Annotated in this window: 19 protein-coding genes; 3 read left to right on the top strand and 16 right to left on the bottom strand. The window is 39.5% G+C overall.

The genetic code is table 11. The annotated features are described in order from the left end of the window. Positions 1-29 precede the first annotated feature (29 nt). From AOLE_RS10200 to AOLE_RS10240, 9 genes are all read right to left on the bottom strand, one after another. Positions 30-311 (bottom strand): DUF971 domain-containing protein, encoded by a 282-nt coding sequence (locus AOLE_RS10200; protein ID WP_013197981.1) that lies wholly within the window; start codon positions 309-311, stop codon positions 30-32. After that, on the bottom strand, positions 295-1,293 hold the full coding sequence (locus tag AOLE_RS10205) for a HEAT repeat domain-containing protein (RefSeq protein WP_013197982.1): 999 nt from the start codon (positions 1,291-1,293) through the stop codon (positions 295-297). The genes AOLE_RS10200 and AOLE_RS10205 overlap by 17 nt, the downstream gene beginning before the upstream one ends. Further along, a complete protein-coding gene (locus tag AOLE_RS10210; protein WP_013197983.1) occupies positions 1,290-2,129 on the bottom strand; it encodes an ABC transporter ATP-binding protein in 840 nt (279 codons plus the stop codon). Before AOLE_RS10210 ends, AOLE_RS10205 begins: the two co-directional genes overlap by 4 nt. A 1-nt stretch (position 2,130) precedes the next feature. Beyond that, positions 2,131-2,985 (bottom strand): ABC transporter permease, encoded by an 855-nt coding sequence (locus tag AOLE_RS10215; protein WP_013197984.1) that lies wholly within the window; start codon positions 2,983-2,985, stop codon positions 2,131-2,133. A gap of 34 nt (positions 2,986-3,019) precedes the next feature. Beyond that, on the bottom strand, positions 3,020-4,450 hold the full coding sequence (locus AOLE_RS10220; RefSeq protein ID WP_013197985.1) for an ABC transporter substrate-binding protein: 1,431 nt from the start codon (positions 4,448-4,450) through the stop codon (positions 3,020-3,022). Between the two features lie 19 nt (positions 4,451-4,469). Then, positions 4,470-4,715, bottom strand: coding sequence for a 4Fe-4S dicluster domain-containing protein (locus tag AOLE_RS10225; RefSeq protein WP_002049790.1), 246 nt, complete (start codon positions 4,713-4,715; stop codon positions 4,470-4,472). A 20-nt stretch (positions 4,716-4,735) separates the two neighbouring features. Further along, entirely contained in the window at positions 4,736-6,469 is a 1,734-nt protein-coding gene (locus AOLE_RS10230) for a fumarate reductase/succinate dehydrogenase flavoprotein subunit (RefSeq protein ID WP_013197986.1), read from the bottom strand. Positions 6,470-6,497: 28 nt separating this feature from the next. Beyond that, positions 6,498-7,241, bottom strand: coding sequence for a GntR family transcriptional regulator (locus AOLE_RS10235; protein WP_023274243.1), 744 nt, complete (start codon positions 7,239-7,241; stop codon positions 6,498-6,500). A 318-nt stretch (positions 7,242-7,559) separates the two neighbouring features. Beyond that, entirely contained in the window at positions 7,560-8,414 is an 855-nt protein-coding gene (locus tag AOLE_RS10240; RefSeq protein WP_013197987.1) for a helix-turn-helix domain-containing protein, read from the bottom strand. Between the two features lie 166 nt (positions 8,415-8,580). Between AOLE_RS10240 and AOLE_RS10245 the strand changes: the two genes are divergently transcribed. Then, on the top strand, positions 8,581-9,498 hold the full coding sequence (locus AOLE_RS10245) for a DMT family transporter (RefSeq protein ID WP_013197988.1): 918 nt from the start codon (positions 8,581-8,583) through the stop codon (positions 9,496-9,498). 32 nt (positions 9,499-9,530) lie between these two features. On the opposite strand, the gene AOLE_RS10250 is transcribed toward AOLE_RS10245, so the two are convergent. The 4 genes from AOLE_RS10250 to AOLE_RS10265 all read right to left on the bottom strand — a co-directional run bounded on the left by AOLE_RS10250 (position 9,531) and on the right by AOLE_RS10265 (position 14,028). Beyond that, positions 9,531-10,535 (bottom strand): homoserine dehydrogenase, encoded by a 1,005-nt coding sequence (locus AOLE_RS10250; RefSeq protein WP_013197989.1) that lies wholly within the window; start codon positions 10,533-10,535, stop codon positions 9,531-9,533. 109 nt (positions 10,536-10,644) lie between these two features. Next, a complete protein-coding gene (locus AOLE_RS10255; protein WP_013197990.1) occupies positions 10,645-11,436 on the bottom strand; it encodes a sulfite exporter TauE/SafE family protein in 792 nt (263 codons plus the stop codon). Between the two features lie 231 nt (positions 11,437-11,667). Then, positions 11,668-13,323 carry a bifunctional protein tyrosine phosphatase family protein/NAD(P)/FAD-dependent oxidoreductase gene (locus AOLE_RS10260; protein ID WP_013197991.1) on the bottom strand — a complete coding sequence of 552 codons (1,656 nt, stop codon included), beginning with the start codon at positions 13,321-13,323 and terminating at the stop codon, positions 11,668-11,670. A gap of 9 nt (positions 13,324-13,332) precedes the next feature. Then, entirely contained in the window at positions 13,333-14,028 is a 696-nt protein-coding gene (locus AOLE_RS10265) for an MBL fold metallo-hydrolase (RefSeq protein ID WP_013197992.1), read from the bottom strand. Between the two features lie 191 nt (positions 14,029-14,219). Here AOLE_RS10265 and AOLE_RS10270 point away from each other — a divergent pair, with 191 nt between their 5' ends. Together AOLE_RS10270 and AOLE_RS10275 are read left to right on the top strand one after the other, a co-directional pair. Beyond that, positions 14,220-15,491: a sigma-54 interaction domain-containing protein gene (locus tag AOLE_RS10270; protein ID WP_013197993.1), complete on the top strand. Its 1,272-nt coding sequence runs from the start codon at positions 14,220-14,222 to the stop codon at positions 15,489-15,491. Positions 15,492-15,560: 69 nt separating this feature from the next. Beyond that, positions 15,561-16,472 (top strand): bestrophin family protein, encoded by a 912-nt coding sequence (locus AOLE_RS10275; RefSeq protein ID WP_005305012.1) that lies wholly within the window; start codon positions 15,561-15,563, stop codon positions 16,470-16,472. Positions 16,473-16,520: 48 nt separating this feature from the next. On the opposite strand, the gene AOLE_RS10280 is transcribed toward AOLE_RS10275, so the two are convergent. The 3 genes from AOLE_RS10280 to lpdA are packed head-to-tail and all read right to left on the bottom strand — an operon-like array spanning position 16,521 to position 19,824. Next, positions 16,521-17,579, bottom strand: coding sequence for a 2,3-butanediol dehydrogenase (locus tag AOLE_RS10280; RefSeq protein ID WP_000642319.1), 1,059 nt, complete (start codon positions 17,577-17,579; stop codon positions 16,521-16,523). Between the two features lie 29 nt (positions 17,580-17,608). Continuing rightward, complete coding sequence (locus AOLE_RS10285) at positions 17,609-18,394, bottom strand: acetoin reductase (protein ID WP_013197994.1); 786 nt, start codon at positions 18,392-18,394, stop codon at positions 17,609-17,611. 26 nt (positions 18,395-18,420) lie between these two features. Then, positions 18,421-19,824, bottom strand: coding sequence for a dihydrolipoyl dehydrogenase (gene lpdA, locus AOLE_RS10290; RefSeq protein WP_013197995.1), 1,404 nt, complete (start codon positions 19,822-19,824; stop codon positions 18,421-18,423).

Genomic DNA, 19,824 nt, shown 5'->3' on the forward strand with positions numbered 1-19,824 from the left:
TGCCTTCTGTCCCAAGCAGAAGGCATTTTTTAGCACTTAGCAAATTCTTTTAAAAAAGCCCACGGGAAAATTCCTTTATCATGTCCATCACTAAAACAAATTTGGGCACCGTAACCTTGATCGAACATAGCTGTTACTTCGACATTTTGATCTTCAATTTTAATTTGCTTAATTCGCTTCACTCGGCAAAAGCCACATGGGCAAATTTCCCTTAAATTTTGATGACTCAGAGAGATGCTTAAACCATCGGTCCAGATAAAGTGAACCTGTTTATTTGTAGTATCAACACGAATATCAGGTCTGGTTTGCATATTTCACCTCACCAATTTGATTTAATCCAATACGAATCGCTTTTCGTACTTCTGGGTCGGTGTCATTTTGATGTTGTTCCAATAAAGTTTGAGCTTCTGATGTGCCAATTTCACCGAGCGCTAAAGCGACCTCTTTACGTAAATTGCTAATTTCATGATTAAAGTTATCAGACAAATGAGCAACTGCCAGACGCGACTTCAGCAACCCTAAACTTCGAACTGTGGCAATACGTACTTGCCAATATAAGTCAGATAAAGCATGAATTAAGGGAGTTTCGAGCTGAACGATATGTAATTTTCCAATCGTAAGTGCAGCTTCGACTCTTAATTGCCAACTTTCCGAGGTTAAAGAGTGTTGAAGTGCTTGGATCACCTCAACTGATATGCTCTGACTATAAGCCAAACCACCTGTTGCAATGCGGCGAACCTCATCATCCAAATCTGTTTCAGCAGTTTTTGCCAATATCGTAATCGCTTGGTCTTGCTGTAACCAACTTAATGCACTGACTGCCTCACGGCGCACAAGAGCATCTTCATGGTGTACCAAAGCAGATATCTCTGTGAATAATTGCTTTGGTCGTAAAGGTTTTAAAGCACGTAAAATTGCACTAAGAGCAAAAGTATCCGTATGCTTTAAATAAGGCGCAAGGATCTGGGCTGATGCCGCATTTTTTATTTCACTTAAACTTTGACTGGCAGCTTGTTTCACATTCAGATCAGTATCAAATAAAGCTTGAGCTAATACTTGTAAACTGGTTGGATCTTCCCAGCTTTCTAACTTTTTTGCCGCCTCTTGACGAACTAAAGCTGAAGAGTCGTGTTGCAGTGCCGCATGCAACCAAGGAAGTAAATCCGGATTTTCTTCATCGCCAATATTCATTAAAGCAACAAAGCGAATCTTTTCATCTTCGTGATTAAGCTGTGCAAGAAATTCCTGATTATATTCATCGAGGTCATCTAAAGCTTGATAATAAAAACTCATTCGTATTCCTTAATTTGTGATTTCTTTCCAAGCCCTAATGGATTTAAGCGGCTTAACTCTTCTTGTTGAGTAGCTTCTTTTAAAGTCTGGATGCAATGTTTTTTAATGGCTGTAAATTCACTACTTGTTACAAGCTCAACGTCTCGTGGACGTTCAAACTTAAGCGGAATTTCCTCAATAATTCGCCCCGGTCGATGGCTCATAATCAATACTCGATCAGCTAAAAAAAGTGCCTCATCAATATCGTGGGTAATAAATAAAACCGACGTTTGGATTTCTTGCCAAATTTCGAGTAATAGCATTTGCATTTTTAAACGAGTTTGCGCATCTAACGCACCAAAAGGCTCATCCATTAATAAAATGCGCGGTTGATTAATCAGTACTCTCGCAATTTCAACTCGTTGCTGCATGCCACCAGAAAGTTCGGCTGGAAATTTATGCTCAAAACCTTTAAGCCCGACCAGATCAATCATTTTCTGAGCTTGTTCAATACGCTTTTGTTTGGCGATGCCTTTCATTTTTAAACCAAAGGCAATATTTTCAAGCACGCTTTTCCATGGAAATAAGGTATGTTGCTGGAACACCAAACCTCTGTCTGGATGCGGTTCAAGTATAGATTCATTATCGACCGTTAAAGTCCCAGAACTAATGGGTAAGTGCCCTGCCAAAGCACCTAATAATGTTGATTTACCGCAACCAGATGGGCCAAGTAGACATATAAACTCGCCAGGTTGTATTTCAAAATTAACCCGATCTAATGCCTGAAAACGATTTTTAGCTTGCCCTAAATGTAGCGATAGATTTTGTATACGCACATGGCCTTGTGTAATTGACATTTTATGATTTCCTCAGTTGATACCATGGGGTAAATCGGTTTCCAATCACACGTACCAATGTACTGCTAAACATACCTAACGCTCCTATCAGCACCATACCAACCACGATATTGCTATAGTTTTGCAAGGTGAACGATTCCCATGTGAAGTATCCAATTCCATGTTGGCCTGAAATCATTTCGGCAGTCACTAAACAGAACCAACAAGTACCCATTCCAATAGATAAACCCGTAGTAATGTTCGGTAATGCACCCGGAATAATGACTTCATAAATGATAGCTAGATCAGAAGCACCTAGACTTTTCGCTGACGCAACGAGTCTTGGGTCAACTGCACCAACACCATGTACAGTGTTTAATAAAATTGGAAATAAAGCCCCGATAAAAGTGATAAAAATCATAGAAGCTTCTGAGGATGGAAAAATCAGAATCGCTAAAGGAATCCATGCAACTGCTGGAATTGGACGTAATACTTCTAATGGCGGCATCAGAAATGCAGCAAGTTTTTGATAACGTCCTGCTAACAAACCAATACCTACACCAATTAAAGCCGCGAGTACAAAACCAACCACTACGCGAAAGACACTAGATTCAACATGTTCAAATGCAGTGCTGAGTTGAAAGAAAGCCCATAGCGCATGAATGACATCTAAAGGTGTCGGGACATTGCTAAAGTTCACAATGCCTAAATTTATTTTAAACTGAGCAAGTCCTTGCCAAACTGCTATCCAGAAAACTATCGATGTAAAAGCAATAACATAGCTTTTTAAATGCGCCGGATATGATCTCAACTGCTGAAAAAATTTAATCAAAAATGTACTTTGGTTTTTAGGTTTTGTCTGGACTAAACTACTCATTCGTCACCTCCTGCTTATTAGGTAAGACAACACATCAGCTCTGGGTTACAAGCTGAATAGCTTTAAAGTCATATACTTTTCCGCCCTGTTGTTTAGCCCATTTTTCAGCATCATCTTTTAATAAAAAGGCCTGAATTTGTCCTGCTTTATCTGTGGCATACCATGCCAGATTGGCAAGTAACTTAATGTCGGACTGATGATCTTGGCTATAAACCACACGCACCGTTTTTCCAGCGGCTTGAATTTTCTTTAAATCAGAAAAAGCATGCTCAGGTGTTTCATAGCTACGCACTTTTTCTTCACCCTTTACCCAAATTTGAGTTACCCGATCAAATGTTTTGATGGGTTGGCCCGTTAAAGCGTCATTGGCAACCAAAGGTGATTTTGCATAGTCAGCCAATTGCTGGCTATAATTAAGTCCAGATGCTTGAAATGCATCCTTAATATATTGGTCATCAATAAATTTATTTACATCAAGCGTACCGTCGTTTTTGCCTAGAACTTTTAAGGTATCTATCGCAATTTGAGTCGCTTTTCGATATTCAGGTTTCCACGTTAAGTCACGAGTTTGCAAACCTAATGGACCATGAAATAGATAAACAACTTCGGCAGGAATACCGGTTTTTTCAGCAATAAATTCACTATATTTTTCAGGTTGTTCTCGAATCAGTCGATTCGCTTCAATAGTTGCCTGTAAATAAGCTTTTATGACTTCCGGATGCTGCTGTGCATAATCCTTGCTGGCAAGTGAACCATGAAATGTGGGTGATTTTGCTTGAGAACCATCATAGATTTTTTTAGCAAAACCTTGGTAAGCAAATAACTCTCCAAATGGTACGAAGTCAGCATGCGCAGCAATCTTATGACTTTTTAATGCAGGCCCCGCCACTTCTGGCGCCTGAGCAATCACTTTAATATCTTTATCAAGTTGCCACCCCTCAGCTTGAATTGCTCGCAATAATAGTCCGTGAGCAGTTGAGGCAAAAGGTACAGAAATTGTTTGCCCCTTTAGCTCTTTAAGTGAAGTGACTTTTGAATCAATTGGAACAACAATCGCATTACCACTGCCATTAATACTGCCTGACAAAGGCGCTAAAAATATGCTTTCTTTTCCAGCTTTTTTAAATGCCGCTAAATTATTAACAGCAGGAAAGTCAGCCATTGCTCCCAAATCTAGACGCCCAGCCACCATCTCACTGGTCAGTGGTGCACCAGAGGTAAAGTTTTTCCATTGAATGTCATATTTAACATTCTTGTATTCACCATCTTTAGGTAAATATTTTGGTAATAGATTCAATTCACGAATGAGCAACCCACCTGTTGCACAGTTAATGGTGGTGTCCTGCGTACCAATCGCTACACGAACAGTTTCTGTTTTACTGCCGCACCCCAAAGTGCCAAGTACAATGGCACCAATTAAGCTACTGAGTAATAGTTTTTTATTGATCAATTTATTTTGTCTCATGTTGCGTATTCCAAATTAATTATTTGAGTAGGTATGGGATATTTACTTTGACTGCGTCTGTTGGGCAGTCCTTTTCACAAGGCATGCAATACCAACATTCATCAAACTGCATGAAAGCTTTTTGAGTTATTGGATCGATCGCCAATAAGTCCATTGGACAAACATCAACACAGACTGTGCATCCTTTATCAGCAATACATTTATCTTCATCGATAATGACGGGTGCGACAGTACGGTGCTGAACTTCTTTAAAAATAAAAGCCATGATTTGAGTTCCTGATTTATTTAGTCTGCTAGAGCAACGTCTTTTTGAATGCGTAAACGGTCATACGACACAGCTTCATCTTGGTTAATCGGAACCACATAAGGCTCGATTTGTTTTTTGAAACTGACCATGTTGCCGTGTTCATCTTTTTTCAAATGCGCGTGGCAGAACCAATCCGAGTTATTTTTTTGAGGGAAATCTGCTCTATAGTGGTACAGTCCCCAACGGCTTTCTTTTCTAAAGAGTGAGGCTCTGGCTGCCATTTCCGCACAGTCTCGAATAAAAGAAACTTCAGCAGCACGCATCAACTCATGCGGGTTTCTTGCAGAGATTCGCTTAATATCCTGTTTAATTTCTTCAAAACGCTTGAGCCCAATCTCCATTTTTTGGCGAGTTTTAGGCGGTTGCAAATAGTCATTTACAAAACGACGCAGCTTATATTCCACTTGTTCGGCTGGTAAACCTTCAGAACAATCCAGTGGTGCAAATATTCGAGCTTTTTCTGCTTCTATTTCGCTTTGGTTTAATTCGCTATCTTCAATTGCATTCACATATTGCGCGGCATTTACACCTGCAAACCATCCGTAGGTAAATGCACCAAGCATATAGTTATGAGGTACAGCCGCCATATCGCCAGCGCTATATAATCCTTTAACCGAAGTCTCGGCTTTTTCATTGACCCATACACCAGAAGCACTGTGTCCGCTACAGAAACCAATTTCTGAAATATGCATTTCCACCATATCTTGACGGTAATTGGTTCCTCGGCCCTCATGGAAACGACCACGGCTTGGGCGCTCATTGGTATGCAGAATCTCTTCAATGGTTTGAATTGTTTCTTCGGCCAGATGATCTACTTTTAAATAAACTGGACCATTACCACTTTCCAATTCTTGATAAAACTCCCACATCATTTGACCACTCCAGTAGTCACATTCAATGAAACGTTCGCCTTTACTATTGGCCGTATAACCTCCTAAAGGTCCGGTCACATAGGCACAAGCTGGGCCGTTATAATCTTTAATCAACGGATTAATCTGGAAACATTCTAAGTTGGCAAGTTCAGCACCTGCATGGTAGGCCATCGCATAGCCATCACCTGCATTGGTTGGGTTTTCATAAGTACCCATTAAGTAGCCAGAAGATGGCAAACCTAAACGCCCTGCCGCACCACAACATAAAATGGCAGCTTTCGTTTTAATGACATAAAAGTCACCACTACGACAGTCAAAACCAAGTACACCATTGATTGCACCTTGCTCATTTTTTAAAAGCTTTGTGGTGACAATCCGATTATTAATTTTGACTTGAGCACGCTTTAACTGACGATATAAAACTTTTTTAACGTCATGACCTTCAGGCATTGGTAAAACATATGCCCCCATGTGATGTACTTTTTTTACAGCAAACTCGCCTGTCTCATCTTTTTCAAACTTAATACCCCATTGATCGAGCTGTTGAATAGTTGTGAAACTATGCTTTGCATATGCATATACAGTGGTTTGGTTAACCACTCCATCATTGGCAATGGTAATTTCTTTGGTGTATTGCTCAGGTGTTGCATAGCCCGGAATGACAGCATTATTCAGCCCGTCCATTCCCATTGAAATTGCTCCACTGCGTTTTACATTCGCTTTTTCAATGAGCAAGACTTTTAAATTCGGGTTTTCTTGTTTTGCTTTAATCGCAGCCATTGGTCCAGCAGTTCCACCACCAATAACCACAATATCGAACTCAAGATATTTAGTTTCCATTATAAAATCCTTATTTTTATCTGAGCTATTAACGATGAATACGTAAACGGTACTGGAAGGTATCGCCCGAGAAATAGAGATATTCATAGTCAATCGGTTGGCCATTTGCATCGTGAGTCAAACGTTCGACCCGTAATACAGGAGTTCCGATTTCGACTTGCAACAGAGCCGCTAATTCTTCATCCGCCACCGTGGCATCAATACTTAAATCCGCATGTCCTAAAGGGATGTCGCACTCTTGTTCTAATGCCTTGAAAATATCGGTTGTACGTAAATCAATCGCTTTTTCTTTAAGTTTCAAACCAATATGTTCTGGCAAATAAGTCAACTCATAAGACACTGGCTGACGGTTGAGCAAACGAACACGTTGAATTTCATATACATTGGCTTTAACAGGTAACTTTAATTTGGGCACAACGTGCATCGGGATCTGTTTAAGCTCGGCCGAGATGACACGGTTTAAAATTTCGTGACCAGCAGATGACATTGCTTCCGCAAAACCCTGCAAACTTGAAATGTTCTGGAATGTTTTTGGCTTACTTACAAAGGTCCCTTTACCTGGCACCTTAAAAATATAGCCTTCCAACTGTAATTGGTTGAGTGCTTGGCGAACTGTGATTCGGCTTACACCAAACTGTTCAGCAAATTCGTTTTCAGATGGAATTTGACTCAACACGGCATATTCACCATTTACAATTTTGTTAAGGATGAGTTCCCTTAACTGATCGTAAAGAGGTTTATGATTTTTGGGATCGTGGGGTAGCTGGCTCACGGCTTACAACCTGTTATAACAACTTGAGCAAATAATGTTTAAAATGTTTCAGCTTTGGAAATAATTTAAAGCGATAACTTTAGTTAAAAAAATAATTTCAATGAATATCAATAAATTAATGAATGGTTATCTATGGAATTTAATTATTGTTATAAAAAAGATATATGTATTTATGTTGAATAAAAGCTCTAGATAGTCCAAAAAATTTGAACATAATATTAACTACTGCATGTTATTACCCAATGCTGAAACATAAGAGTTAGCAACCTACTAGTTGAATTAATTGTTTATCTTTTATAAAAATGAGTCATGAGTCCTTTAACGTAACTGTGAAGGGCTCATGCCATAAAACTGCTTAAAGCGATGACTTAAATGGCTTGCTGAACTAAAACCACATACTAGGGCAATATCTTGTAAAGAAAGCTGAGATGACTGAATTAACCCTTTTGCCTTAGTTAAGCGTCTTTGCATGACATATTGATGAGGTGCCATATTCATGGATTGCTTAAACATATGGGCAAAATGGTATTCACTTAAATTCACAATATTTGCCAAGTCTGACAAAGTAAGTGCTTGGTCTAAATGCCCTTCAATCCAGTCTTGAATATATTTGAGTTTATGAGGTGCCAGTCCACCTTTAATGACAGGCTGCTGCCACTTAACATTGCTATATCTTCGAATTAAATGATTCAACAATAAATTGGCTGTTGTACTCATTTGTAAATGGTTTGATGAATCATTCCAATCACAATCTAACAAGAAAAACTGATATAGCGCACGAATCTTTTCGTCATCATTAAAGACAACTTCGTTTAGTTCAATTTGATTGGGCTCTTTGTCCCATATTTTTTCAGCAACATCACGCAAATGTTGGTCGGTATAATACAAGTGAACAAATTTAAGCCCACCTCGTATATCCCAAGTAGACTCCTGATGTTCAGGCAACAAACAAAAACGACCCGGCCCACCGCCATTTTTCCAGCCCGCAGGTGTTTTTTGATAGCTTTCATAGCCATCTTGAATATAAAGACTTAAAGTATGGTGATCGCTACAGACACTTACCCGATCTTGCTCATTAGACCAAAATGCAAGTTGCATATTTTCATCAAGCACCACAGTTTCGTGAAGCTTGGCTTTAGATTGCTGTAGCTGTTCTAAAGTTTGATAGGCCATGCAAAATTAAAACGAATATCATTGAGCTTAAGTTAACCATATTCAGCAAAATTCAGCTAGTTCAGTCATATAAAAAACGCAAGATCTTGCATGTACAACACAAGAATATATACGTGAAAAATGAAGCATTCCTAGATACTTAAGTTTGGTAATCGAGGATGAACTTATGAATATTTTGCTCTATGTTGCGGTAGTGTTGATTTGGGGAACAACATGGATTGGAATTGCCGTTCAGAGCCATTATGCAACACCCGTCGTCGCAATTTTATGGCGTTTTGCTATTTCAGCCTTATTACTTTGGGTTGTTCTACTATTTTCAGGAAAATTACAGCGAATTGCTTTAAAAGACCATTTGTTTTGTATGCTGCAAGGTCTTTGTGTTTTCGGCCTAAACTTTATTTGTTTTTATACCGCCGTTAAATATGTAAATAGCGGTTTAGAGTCCGTTATTTTTTCGATGGCTGTTTTCTTTAATGCCATTAATGCGCTTATCTTTTTTAAGCAAAAACCTTCCCCAAACTTTGCTCCAGCTGCACTTTTAGGACTAGGTGGTATTGTTTTACTGTTTTGGCATGACCTCATTAATAGCCAGTTTAATGCACAGTTATTGATGGGAATTGGGTTATGTGCAATAGGTACTTACGGTTTTTCTTTAGGAAATATGATTAGTGTTAGACATCAAAAACGTGGCCTAAATATCTTTTCAACAAATTGTTATGCCATGACTTATGGTGCATTGGTAATGTTAAGTCTAGCTTTATTTACAGGCCAAGATCTAATGCCTCCAATGAATTTCCCATTTTTAAGTTCGGTACTTTACTTGGCTGTATTTGGTACGGTTATTGGGTTCTCGGCTTATTTTTCTTTGGTTGGGCGAATTGGTGCAGCCAAAGCAGCCTATAGCACATTACTCTTCCCTTTAGTTGCTCTAACAGTTTCTACTTTCTTTGAGGGATATGAGTGGACTTTAAATGCTGTATTTGGAATTTTACTAATCTTACTTGGTAACTACTTAATGTTTAGTAAATTTGAAATTGGGAAAAAGTTATTTAATACTCAAAAAAGTTGTGAGAAGCAAGCCTAAAAGCCTGCTTTTTTTATAAATCATAATTAATTTCAGCAGTACGTTTTTAGCATCAGCTCAAAATCTTTTAAAGCCGCAGCTGCCGTAGCTAAAGGCGCAGATGCTCCTCCACTTACAACAAGTTCCCCCATTTCTTGAGTTAACACCCGAATGCATTTATTAGAACCTTGCAGATGTGCAAAAGGATGATGTGCCGGAACTAATCTTAATTCAACACCTGTTTGAATTTGCTGATTTTTAATATGAATAAAACCGACCAGACGAGGAACTACATTTTCTTTTTTCCAATCACCTATATGGTCGGCTGTGACATGACTGATTCCTTGTCTTGGAATATCTTGAATTTTTACATCAGCTCCCAAAACAGTATTTGCCAGTATGGTAATTTTAGCAGCGGTATCCCATCCATCTACATCGAAAGAACTGTCAGGTTCCGCAATCCCTTTTGTTTGAGCTTTTCCAAGAGAATCTGCAAATGCACATTCGTGTTGCAACATATCATTCAAAATAAAATTCGTGGTGCCTGTAAACACACCTTCTATTTCTAAAATTTCACAGCCTGCTAAGTTATATTTAAACAAATCAACAGTTGGTAAGGCGGCAGCCGTCGCACCGCTAAAAAATAGTTTTTTATTGTGCTGACGTGCCAAGTTAACTAATTTTTTACCTTCTACAACTAAAGCACCTTTAGACACTGCAATCGCATTCATGCTATGTGTTAAAGCATAATTTAAATAAAATAAACCCTTTCCACCTGTCACATAGTCACTTGGCCCTGTCTCAATCATGACATCCGCCTGAACCTGTTCTAAAAATTTTTGCTCAGTTAGACCTGCTTGATATTGTGTTTTATCTAGCCACTTTGCAGCTTGTAAACCTTCTTGATCAATTAAACCTGATGATGATTTACAGACACCCACTAAACGGGCATCAATTTGATATTTTTGTTGATAGTATGCCGATCGATTTAAAAGAAGCTCTGCAATTTGTTGCCCAATACGTCCAAAACCACAAATTGCCACGTTAACTCGCTTCATATCGCTTTCTCAAAAATTTATATGGTTTAAATCAAATTTCCAAAGAGAATTTTAACATCTCGTCTTTGGAAAATTGCTAACTACAGAGATAGTTAAAATACTATATTACTTAGATATTTGTTAGATTAACTATCTTAATGACCATATAAATTGCGACAGCAAAAACCATTAAAGCAAAGACTTTTTGCACAATTGCAGAGGGAATAAAACGAATAGCTCTGCGCCCTAATAACATACCAACTGCACATGCGAGCGCAAATGCACTAGTAATGCCTACTGGATAGTGAAAACCCTCTGCAATATGCATCAGAATACTCATTCCACTAATGAGAAAAATAATCATAAGTGACGTTGCAACAATGCTATGCATATCCAAATTTGTGACTTTTCTAAGCGCTGGCACAATTACAAAGCCGCCACCAACCCCTAACATGCCAGTTAAAAGCCCAGCAATAATTCCGATGCTGGCAAGAACGCTTCCCGTTTTAAAATTCCAGATAAAGCGTCCCGTACTTGGGTTGACCTGACACGGCGGATTATGAAAATCTGATACTCGGTTACTAATAAGCCGATAACCCACTGTAAACATGACCGAGCTAAACATTAACATGAGCCAAACAGGCGAAATCGCGTTGGCTATTAAAATTCCGATATGTGCCATAGGGGCACCAATTAAGGCAATCCAAATAGCAGCACGATAACGAACAATCTTTTTAAATAAGCCTTCAATGGTTCCAATGAGTGTAGACAGCGCAACTGCCAATAACCCAATCGGCGCAGCTTGAGCCACACTCCAGCCTTGACTGGTCATGAGCGCAGGTACAGCAAGAATACCGCCACCTGCGCCAGTAAGACCAAGTAAAAAGCCAATCACGATGCCTTCAACGACAAGTAATAACATATCAAAAGCCTAAAATTGCATATACATCATTTGCAGTAGAATGCTGGTTAATGAGTGAATAGATCTCGTCTTCTTGCGAAGCCTTAGCCGCTTCTCAGGACAAAGCGTTGCTTTGATTAACCTTTTAACTCGAGCACAGCTCTCGTCTTGCGCTCGTACATAGCGTTGCTTTGCTTACCTCTTAACTCGAGCACAGCTCTCGTCTTGCGCTCGGGTAAAGCGTTGCTTTACTTATCCTCGCTCAGGTTTGACCATCCACTCGCGGCCTTTGAGCATGACTTGCCAATAAATCGGCGGTAAAATCTGTTCTTTAAGTAACCAAGCCAACCGAGATGGCTTTTGCCCATCAATCACCCATTTTGGAAAACTTGGAAGTAGTTTTCCGCCGTAACCAAACTCTGCCAGAACGATTTTTCCACGCTCTACCGTGAGTGGACATGAGCCATAGCCGTTGTACTCGCAGAAATTCTGATCACCCTTGAGCTGTGCTATAACATTCACAGCAACGATTGGGGCTTGTGCTCGTGCCGCAGCAGCAGTTTTGGCATTAGGCGCATTCATCACATCACCTAAAGCGAAAATATTGGCATGTTGTGTATGCTGTAAAGTTTGAGGATTCACACTCACCCAGCCTGCATCATCAGTGAGAGTACTTGCACGAATAAAGTCTGGGGCTTGTTGTGGTGGAACAACATGTAACATATCGAAATCAGTCTCGATTAATGCTGCATTTTCATCATTCACCACCTTAAACCATGCTTTTTTTGCAGGTCCATCTACTTTGACAAGTTGATGGTTAAAGTGCAGTTCTGAACCATATTTTTTGACGTATTGCATTAGTGCAGGTACATATTCCTTTACACCAAATAAAACACCGCCGGTGTTATAAAAATGGATAGAGATATCTTTGAGTTTGCCTTGCTTTAACCAGTAGTCGGCTGAAAGATACATTGCTTTTTGAGGAGCACCCGCACATTTAATCGGCATAGGCGGTTGGGTAAAAATTGCCGTTCCACCGTTTAGTTGTTGCACCAATTCCCATGTATACGGCGCTAAATCATAACGATAGTTAGACGTCACACCATTTTTACCTAAGGTTTCGACTAGACCTTCAATTCCATGCCAATTGAGTTTTAAACCAGGACAGACGACCAATGCTTTATATTGAATGGGTTGGCATCCTTCCAAAATAACTTGATTATGCTCAGGGTCGAATCCGGCAACTGCTGCTTTCATCCATTTCACTTTTGCCGGAATCACACTTGCCATTGAGCGTGCTGTTACTTGTGGTTTAAAAATACCACCACCAACCATGGTCCAGCCTGGTTGATAATAATGAGTGTCTGCCGGATCAATAATGACAATATCTAAATGAGGTTCACGAGACAGTAAGCTCGATGCTACAGAAACTCCAGCTGCTCCAGCACCCACAATTACAACGCTATAACAAGGAATTGTGGCTGGTTCATGGTCACGTTTTAAAATACGTGGCACTAAGCCTTTTAAGTTAAAACCAAGTTTGTTACCTGCTTCTACTAACAGTGCTGCATCTTTTGGAGCAACTTCAGCCAAAGCCCACAAACTGACTGCACGCATACCAGAACGGCAATACGCTAAAACAGGTTTTTGGGCATTCTGATAATGCTGCTTAAACTCTGTAACTTGTTGGTCGGTAATTTTGCCACTGGTCACAGGCTGATAAATTACGTTTAGACCATATTGTTGAGCTGCTTCTTCAATTTCAATCACATTGGGTTGGTCTGCACCTTCTCCATCTGGACGGTTACATATCAGAGTTTTTACCCCTTGATCAGCAATTTTCGCAATATCCTCGGCAGTAATCTGGTCAGCAACATAAAATTCTTGATTAACTCGTTTAAGTTCCATATCGCCACCTTATGATTGTGAAGTTGAGCCACAGGCCTGATTGGCAGGTAGCGCTTTATCGATTTGTTTTGGATATGGCAGATTTAAATTATTCATCAATTTAATAAAATCTTCTCGCGAGCGATTCTGACCTAGACGTAAATTATTTAAGCGTTCATAACCAATTGTTGAAGACAGACGACCCTTGTAATCGTGCCCTGGATACACAATAGTGTCGTCAGGTAGGCTGAAAAGTTGTTTATGAATACTGTCATAAAGTGTGCCTGCATTACCTTGCTGGAAGTCAGTTCGACCGCATCCATCAATTAATAATGCATCACCAGTGAAAACCATGTTTCCAACTAGATAACTCGTACAAGCATTGGTATGACCTGGTGTATAGAGTGCTTCAATACTGAGATTGCCGACTTTAAGCATGCAACCATCTGTAATTAAAATATCTCCGCAATTTACATCTGAATTACGGTGTAAAACCGATTTGCAATGAAAACGTTCACGAAGCAAATTCGCAGCAGTAATATGGTCTGCATGAACATGAGTATCTAAGGTATAGATGAGCGTAAATTGATGCTGCTCTAATTCTTTTGTATAAATCTCTATATCTGATGCAACTGGGTCAATTAAAACAGCCTCTCGTGTTTCTTCACACCCAAGCATATATGTATAAGTCGAACTTTCCTGCTCAAAAAACTGCTTAAAGAACATGATTTATACCCCAATAATTTATTTCTTTCCTATATTTTGCAAATAAGGTGCCAATTATTTAAAATTAAATAATAAATATAAAAATCAAATATTTAAAATAATAAGTGAAATTAAAGTTTGAAAACAAACGCAGCTTGATGTTCCTATGAAACTCAAGTATGTTTCAATGAAACGATTGTGAAACACATGAAATGGCAAAGTTAAATTTTAAGTCAGAACAAGATTTTTTTATTTTATTTGAGCAATTAAAAGCTTTATTCCCAAGTGCGAGTCTGTTTTTAGCAGACACAACGACTCAAGCAATTCACTATAAATTTAATACAGATGACATTTCTGTTGAGAGCATGGCAGCGCTTACTCAAGATCATCACAATCAATATCTCGAAATTAATACTCCTAAAATGAGAAAGCGATTCATCTATCAGGAAAATGATATTTACATTGCAGAGCATCGCATTATCGGGAAATTGCATATTCTACAACCCGTTAGCATGGACAATGATATTGCTAATCAAGTAGAGCTAACAGAACAATTAGAAGACTTAGCTAAGGTTTTTAATAGCTGCTCGCCAGAAATGGCTCGTATGTTTTCAATTATTCAAAGAGTGGCAATTACTGAGTTTCCAGTGCTTGTCCGCGGCGAATCTGGTAGTGGTAAAGAACTGGTGGCAAAAGCAATTCATGATTATAGCCAACGTAAAAATAAGATCTTTGTTGCCATTAACTGTGCAGCTTTAAATTCTAATATTTTAGAGAGTGAACTATTTGGGCATGTGAAAGGTGCTTTTACAGGAGCAATTCGTGACCATAAAGGCGTGTTTGAACGTGCCGCAGGTGGAACTCTGTTTCTGGATGAAATTGCTGAGATTCCTTTAGAGCTACAAGCTAAATTATTACGGGTGTTAGAAACAGGTGAATTTACGCCTGTAGGTGGTGAAAAACCGATTCAAGCCAATGTCCGAATTATTACCGCAACACATAAAGCTTTACGCGAAGAGGCTAAGGCTGGGCGTTTCCGTCATGATTTGCTCTACCGTTTACGCGTAATTCCAATTTTTATACCACCACTCAGAGAGCGGAAAGTCGATATTCCTCTTATTGTTGATCAAATTTTAAAAGAAAGCTCCACTCAACTAGACACAATGCCTCGTCATGTTAATCAAAAAGCCATGCAGATTTTATTGAACTATGACTGGCCTGGGAATGTTCGTGAACTTAAAAACACCCTGCTTTATGCTTTAACCATGGCAAATGGTAAGGATGAAATTGAAGTTGAGGACTTACCAAATGAGCTATTAAATGCAGAGGATTACGTTAAATTACCCGAGACAAATACAGAGCTTAGTCCAGAAAATGTACAAGCTGCTTTAGAAAAATATAACCATAACCTGAATATGGTCGCGAATATTTTTGGTATTAGCCGTACTACCCTTTGGCGCTATAGACAAAAGCATAAGCTTTAGTTAGGTATTTAACTCGTCTAAGGCGTATCATATTACACTTGGTTAGGTTCATTAGTTCAAAGGCTTTATATGATTGTTCGTGATAAAAGCAATGTATTTAAACTTTTATTTGCTTGGAAAGGAACAATTTTACCGAAGGTCTTGCCAGCACTGAGTTTTGTTGTACTTATTTCAGCCTGTGTGGTCTGGCTCTCTTATTATCATTGGATTCAAATCCCTACCGTACCCGCGATCGGATTTACAATATTTGGTGTGATTCTTTCGATTTGTACGGGTTTTCGAAATAATGCGTGTTATGACCGATGGTGGGAAGGCCGCAAACTTTGGGGTGCTTTAATTGCCAATGCCAGACATATCGTTAGAGATAGCCATGTTTTATCTAATGAACAACGTGAACATTTAATCCATCAGGTCTTAATTTTTAGTAATTTATTGCGTGATCGTTTACGTCAACAAACAGTCGAACCCACAAAATTTCTTGAACATGCTTATTTAAATAACTCTTCACTTAACTATTTAAATGAGCATATTAATGCACCGCAATTTGTACTCGAAAATATTCAAAAAGATTTAGTTAAAATACTAAAAGATGGCGAAATCAGTGACATTATCTATAGTACCTTAAATCGACATATTATTGAGCTAGGCAATATCCAAGCAGGTTGTGACCGGATTGCTGGAACACCTTTACCCTACTCATATTCAGTACTTTTACATCGTGCTGTTTATTGTTTTTGTTTCATCTTACCGTTTAGCCTTGAAGCTGCTTTAGGTATTTGGACACCGCTTATTGTGGGCTTAATCGCTTATATGTTTTTAGGTTTAGATGCCTTAAGTGCTCAAATTGAAGAACCTTTTGGTTTGCAAGAAAATGATTTACCGCTCGATTCAATTGTACGTTTAATTGAACGGGAGTCTTTAAGCTCTTTAGGACAACCATTACCCCCTATTATTGAAGCTCAAAACAACAACTTACTTTAATAAAAAAAGAGCGATGATTCGCTCTTTTTTATAGGTTTAAGTGTCTATTTATGGATGTACGATAATCTTAACGGCTGACTCATTGTTATGAATTAAGGTTTCAAAACCTTGTGAAATCAAATCATCAAGTTGAATACGCTGCGTAATAAAAGGTTCCAGATTTATTTTACCTTCTTCAACCAGTTTAATGGTTTCTTGATGGTCATTTACATAGGCAATTGTACCTCGTACATCAAGCTCTTTCATTACCACACTGTGCACATTAATTGATGCTGGATGGCTCCAAATCGAAACTATAACAATCACACCTGTTGGTTTCACTGCCGCGACTAAAGTATCTAACACCTTGTTAACGCTACTACATTCAAAAGCTACATCGACACCATCGCCATTAGTGATTTTCATGACCTCAGAAACAACATCAACTTCTGACGGGTCTAAAATATAATCTGCGACTCCCGACTCTTTGGCTTTTTCTTTACGTTTAGCACTTAGTTCGGTAATGATGACTTTAAGACCTTTCGCTTTTAAAATTGCCGAAAGCAATAAACCAATTGGACCCGCACCACCTACCAGTGCAATATCACCAGCCTTTGCACCACTGCGCACATAGGCATGATGACCCACCGATAACGGCTCAATTAAGGCTGCCTGATCTAGTGGAATTTTATTGGAAATTGGATGCACCCAACGGCGTTTAACCGCAATTTTTTCGGATAAACCACCGCCACGACCGCCTAAACCAATAAAGTTCATATTTTTGGAAAGATGATAATTATCGCCCGGTCCAGTCGGCACATCATCGGCCACAATATAAGGCTCTACGACGACATGTTGACCAATTTCAATATCATCAACACCTTCACCTACAGCATAGACAACACCTGAAAATTCATGTCCCATAGTAATCGGTGCAGATTCACCTGAAATAGGATGTGGATGTCCACATGGTGGAATAAAAATTGGCCCTTCCATAAACTCATGCAAATCTGTACCACATATTCCACACCAAGCTACCTTAATGCCTACAGTACCGGGAGTGACTTCTGGTTCAGGGATATCTTCAATACGAATATCGCCTCTGTCATAAAAACGCGCTGCTTTCATTATTATCTCCCTCAAATCAGGATGTTTTTTTAGCGATAGACTATTCCGCCGTCTGTTAAAATGGATTGACCCGTAATATAGTCCGAATCTTCACTTGCCAGAAAAGCAACTAATGCAGCTACATCATCTGGTGTTTGGGCCCTACCTAAGGCAATGCCTTCCACATATTTTTTATAAGTTTCACCGATTGCTGCACCGGTAATTTCAGCAAAACGTTTATCGATTTCAACCCACATGTCCGTTCCGACAATTCCGGGGCAATATCCATTTACCGTAATACCGTGACTGGCATATTCTTTTGCCGCAGCTTGGGTAAGTGCTCGTACCGCAAATTTGGTTGCCGAGTAAATACCGAGTAAAGCAAACCCATCGTGGCCTGCAATTGAGCAAGCATTAATGATTTTACCTTTATTTTGGCGTTGTTTAAATTTTGCAGCTGCAGCCTGAATGCCCCACAGCACGCCACCAATATTAATATCAACAATTTTTTGAAATTCATCCGGTGTGATATCCGCAATCGCTTGAACTTGTGCAATTCCAGCATTATTAATTATGACATCAAACCCACCAAGGGTCTTCTCAGCATGATTTATAGCGGCATACACTTGCTCGCGGTCACTTACGTCGGCAATAAATGTACTCGCATTTACGCCTAAAGCCTGAATTTCTTGCTGCACATCATTCAGTCGATCTTGTTTCATATCAACTAATGCAATATGTGCTCCTTCTTCCGCCAAGCGCAGGGCAATCCCACGGCCAATGCCTTGAGCTGCCCCAGTCACTAAAGCGACTTTATCTTTTAATCCCTTAACCATATTCAACTCCTGTAAATGTAGAGTTTCTACATATGAATTGCTCGTTGCATTGAGGCCAAAATGGATTCATGCATGGCTTCTGATAATGTTGGATGCGGGAAAATCACTTGAGCTAAACTTTCATCAGTTGCTTCTAGATATTTAGCAATTGCAAAGCCTTGAATGTGCTCGGTCACTTCATGGCCGACCATATGTGCACCAAGTAATTCACCCGTCTCTGCATGTATGATTGTTTTAACGAAACCTGATGCATCACCAATTGCTAAAGCTTTGCCGTTTGCAGTTAAAGAAAACTTGCCGATTCGTATAGGTAAATTCTTAGCTTTTGCTGCATTTTCCGTTAAACCAATACTCGCCACTTGTGGATGGGTAAAAATACAACCCGGAATCTGGCTACGATCGAGTGAATGCACATTAGCTACACCAGCAATTTTCTCGACACATATCATGGCTTCATGGCTTGCTTTATGGGCAAGACACGGTGCTCCAGCAACATCCCCAATGGCATAAAGCCCTGCTACATTGGTTTTACAATAGTCATCAATTGCCACAAAACCTTGTGGATTGAGTTCCACACCTAAACGTTCTAGTCCTAACCCCGTAGTATTAGGCTGTACACCAATTGCCGAAAGCACACGGTCAAAAACAAGCGTTTGAATGTCATTTGCTGTTTCAATCACACAGTGAACTTGATCATTTTCAATTTGAATACTTTGAACGACAGCATCGGTTAAGATTTTCATTCCTTTTTGTTCAAATTGCTTTCTGACAAATTGAGCAACTTCCGCATCTTCGGTTGGTAAAATCTGCTTGGCTAAATCAATAAGCGTGACCTGACACCCCAAGTCTTGATAAAGGCTAGCAAACTCACTACCAATTGCACCTGAGCCTACAACCAGTAAACTTTTGGGTAAATCCTCTGGAACAAGCGCTTCTTTATAGCTCCAGACATATGTTCCATCTACGGGAAGCTGAGGAACATGTCGAGCCTTGGCACCCGTTGCCAAAATGATGTGGGGCGCACTCAAAGCCTGACTGTTACCTTGAGCATCGGTCACTTCAAGTTTTTCTTTAGCCGTCAGCTGAGCACGACCATTAAACACAGTTACCTGATTCTTCTTCAGCAAGTAATCAATGCCTTGTACTAACTGAGCTGATACTTGGCGGCTATGTTGCACAAGCTTTTGAATATCAAAATCGAGTTGAGATACCTGAAAACCAAACTGTCCAGCATGTTTAAACTGGTTTGCAAGCTCTGCCCCTGCAAGCAAAGCTTTGGTTGGAATACAGCCCCAATTTAGACAAATTCCGCCTAAATGTTGCTCTTCTACAATTGCGGTTTTTAACCCGAGCTGGGCTGCACGAATTGCAGCCACATACCCACCCGGTCCCGCGCCAATCACAATTAAATCAAATTGAGTTTCTGACAT

Origin of the sequence: Acinetobacter oleivorans DR1 (assembly GCF_000196795.1) — a bacterium.
GTDB classification, from domain to species: Bacteria; Pseudomonadota; Gammaproteobacteria; order Pseudomonadales; family Moraxellaceae; genus Acinetobacter; species Acinetobacter oleivorans.

Coding starts and splice junctions, on each gene's coding strand:
- AOLE_RS10200 (WP_013197981.1), bottom strand. CDS start 311: ATGCAAACCAGACCTGATATTCGTGTTGATACTACAAATAAACAGGTT.
- AOLE_RS10205 (WP_013197982.1), bottom strand. CDS start 1,293: ATGAGTTTTTATTATCAAGCTTTAGATGACCTCGATGAATATAATCAG.
- AOLE_RS10210 (WP_013197983.1), bottom strand. CDS start 2,129: ATGTCAATTACACAAGGCCATGTGCGTATACAAAATCTATCGCTACAT.
- AOLE_RS10215 (WP_013197984.1), bottom strand. CDS start 2,985: ATGAGTAGTTTAGTCCAGACAAAACCTAAAAACCAAAGTACATTTTTG.
- AOLE_RS10220 (WP_013197985.1), bottom strand. CDS start 4,450: ATGAGACAAAATAAATTGATCAATAAAAAACTATTACTCAGTAGCTTA.
- AOLE_RS10225 (WP_002049790.1), bottom strand. CDS start 4,715: ATGGCTTTTATTTTTAAAGAAGTTCAGCACCGTACTGTCGCACCCGTC.
- AOLE_RS10230 (WP_013197986.1), bottom strand. CDS start 6,469: ATGGAAACTAAATATCTTGAGTTCGATATTGTGGTTATTGGTGGTGGA.
- AOLE_RS10240 (WP_013197987.1), bottom strand. CDS start 8,414: ATGGCCTATCAAACTTTAGAACAGCTACAGCAATCTAAAGCCAAGCTT.
- AOLE_RS10245 (WP_013197988.1), top strand. CDS start 8,581: ATGAATATTTTGCTCTATGTTGCGGTAGTGTTGATTTGGGGAACAACA.
- AOLE_RS10250 (WP_013197989.1), bottom strand. CDS start 10,535: ATGAAGCGAGTTAACGTGGCAATTTGTGGTTTTGGACGTATTGGGCAA.
- AOLE_RS10255 (WP_013197990.1), bottom strand. CDS start 11,436: ATGTTATTACTTGTCGTTGAAGGCATCGTGATTGGCTTTTTACTTGGT.
- AOLE_RS10260 (WP_013197991.1), bottom strand. CDS start 13,323: ATGGAACTTAAACGAGTTAATCAAGAATTTTATGTTGCTGACCAGATT.
- AOLE_RS10265 (WP_013197992.1), bottom strand. CDS start 14,028: ATGTTCTTTAAGCAGTTTTTTGAGCAGGAAAGTTCGACTTATACATAT.
- AOLE_RS10270 (WP_013197993.1), top strand. CDS start 14,220: ATGGCAAAGTTAAATTTTAAGTCAGAACAAGATTTTTTTATTTTATTT.
- AOLE_RS10275 (WP_005305012.1), top strand. CDS start 15,561: ATGATTGTTCGTGATAAAAGCAATGTATTTAAACTTTTATTTGCTTGG.
- AOLE_RS10280 (WP_000642319.1), bottom strand. CDS start 17,579: ATGAAAGCAGCGCGTTTTTATGACAGAGGCGATATTCGTATTGAAGAT.
- AOLE_RS10285 (WP_013197994.1), bottom strand. CDS start 18,394: ATGGTTAAGGGATTAAAAGATAAAGTCGCTTTAGTGACTGGGGCAGCT.
- lpdA (WP_013197995.1), bottom strand. CDS start 19,824: ATGTCAGAAACTCAATTTGATTTAATTGTGATTGGCGCGGGACCGGGT.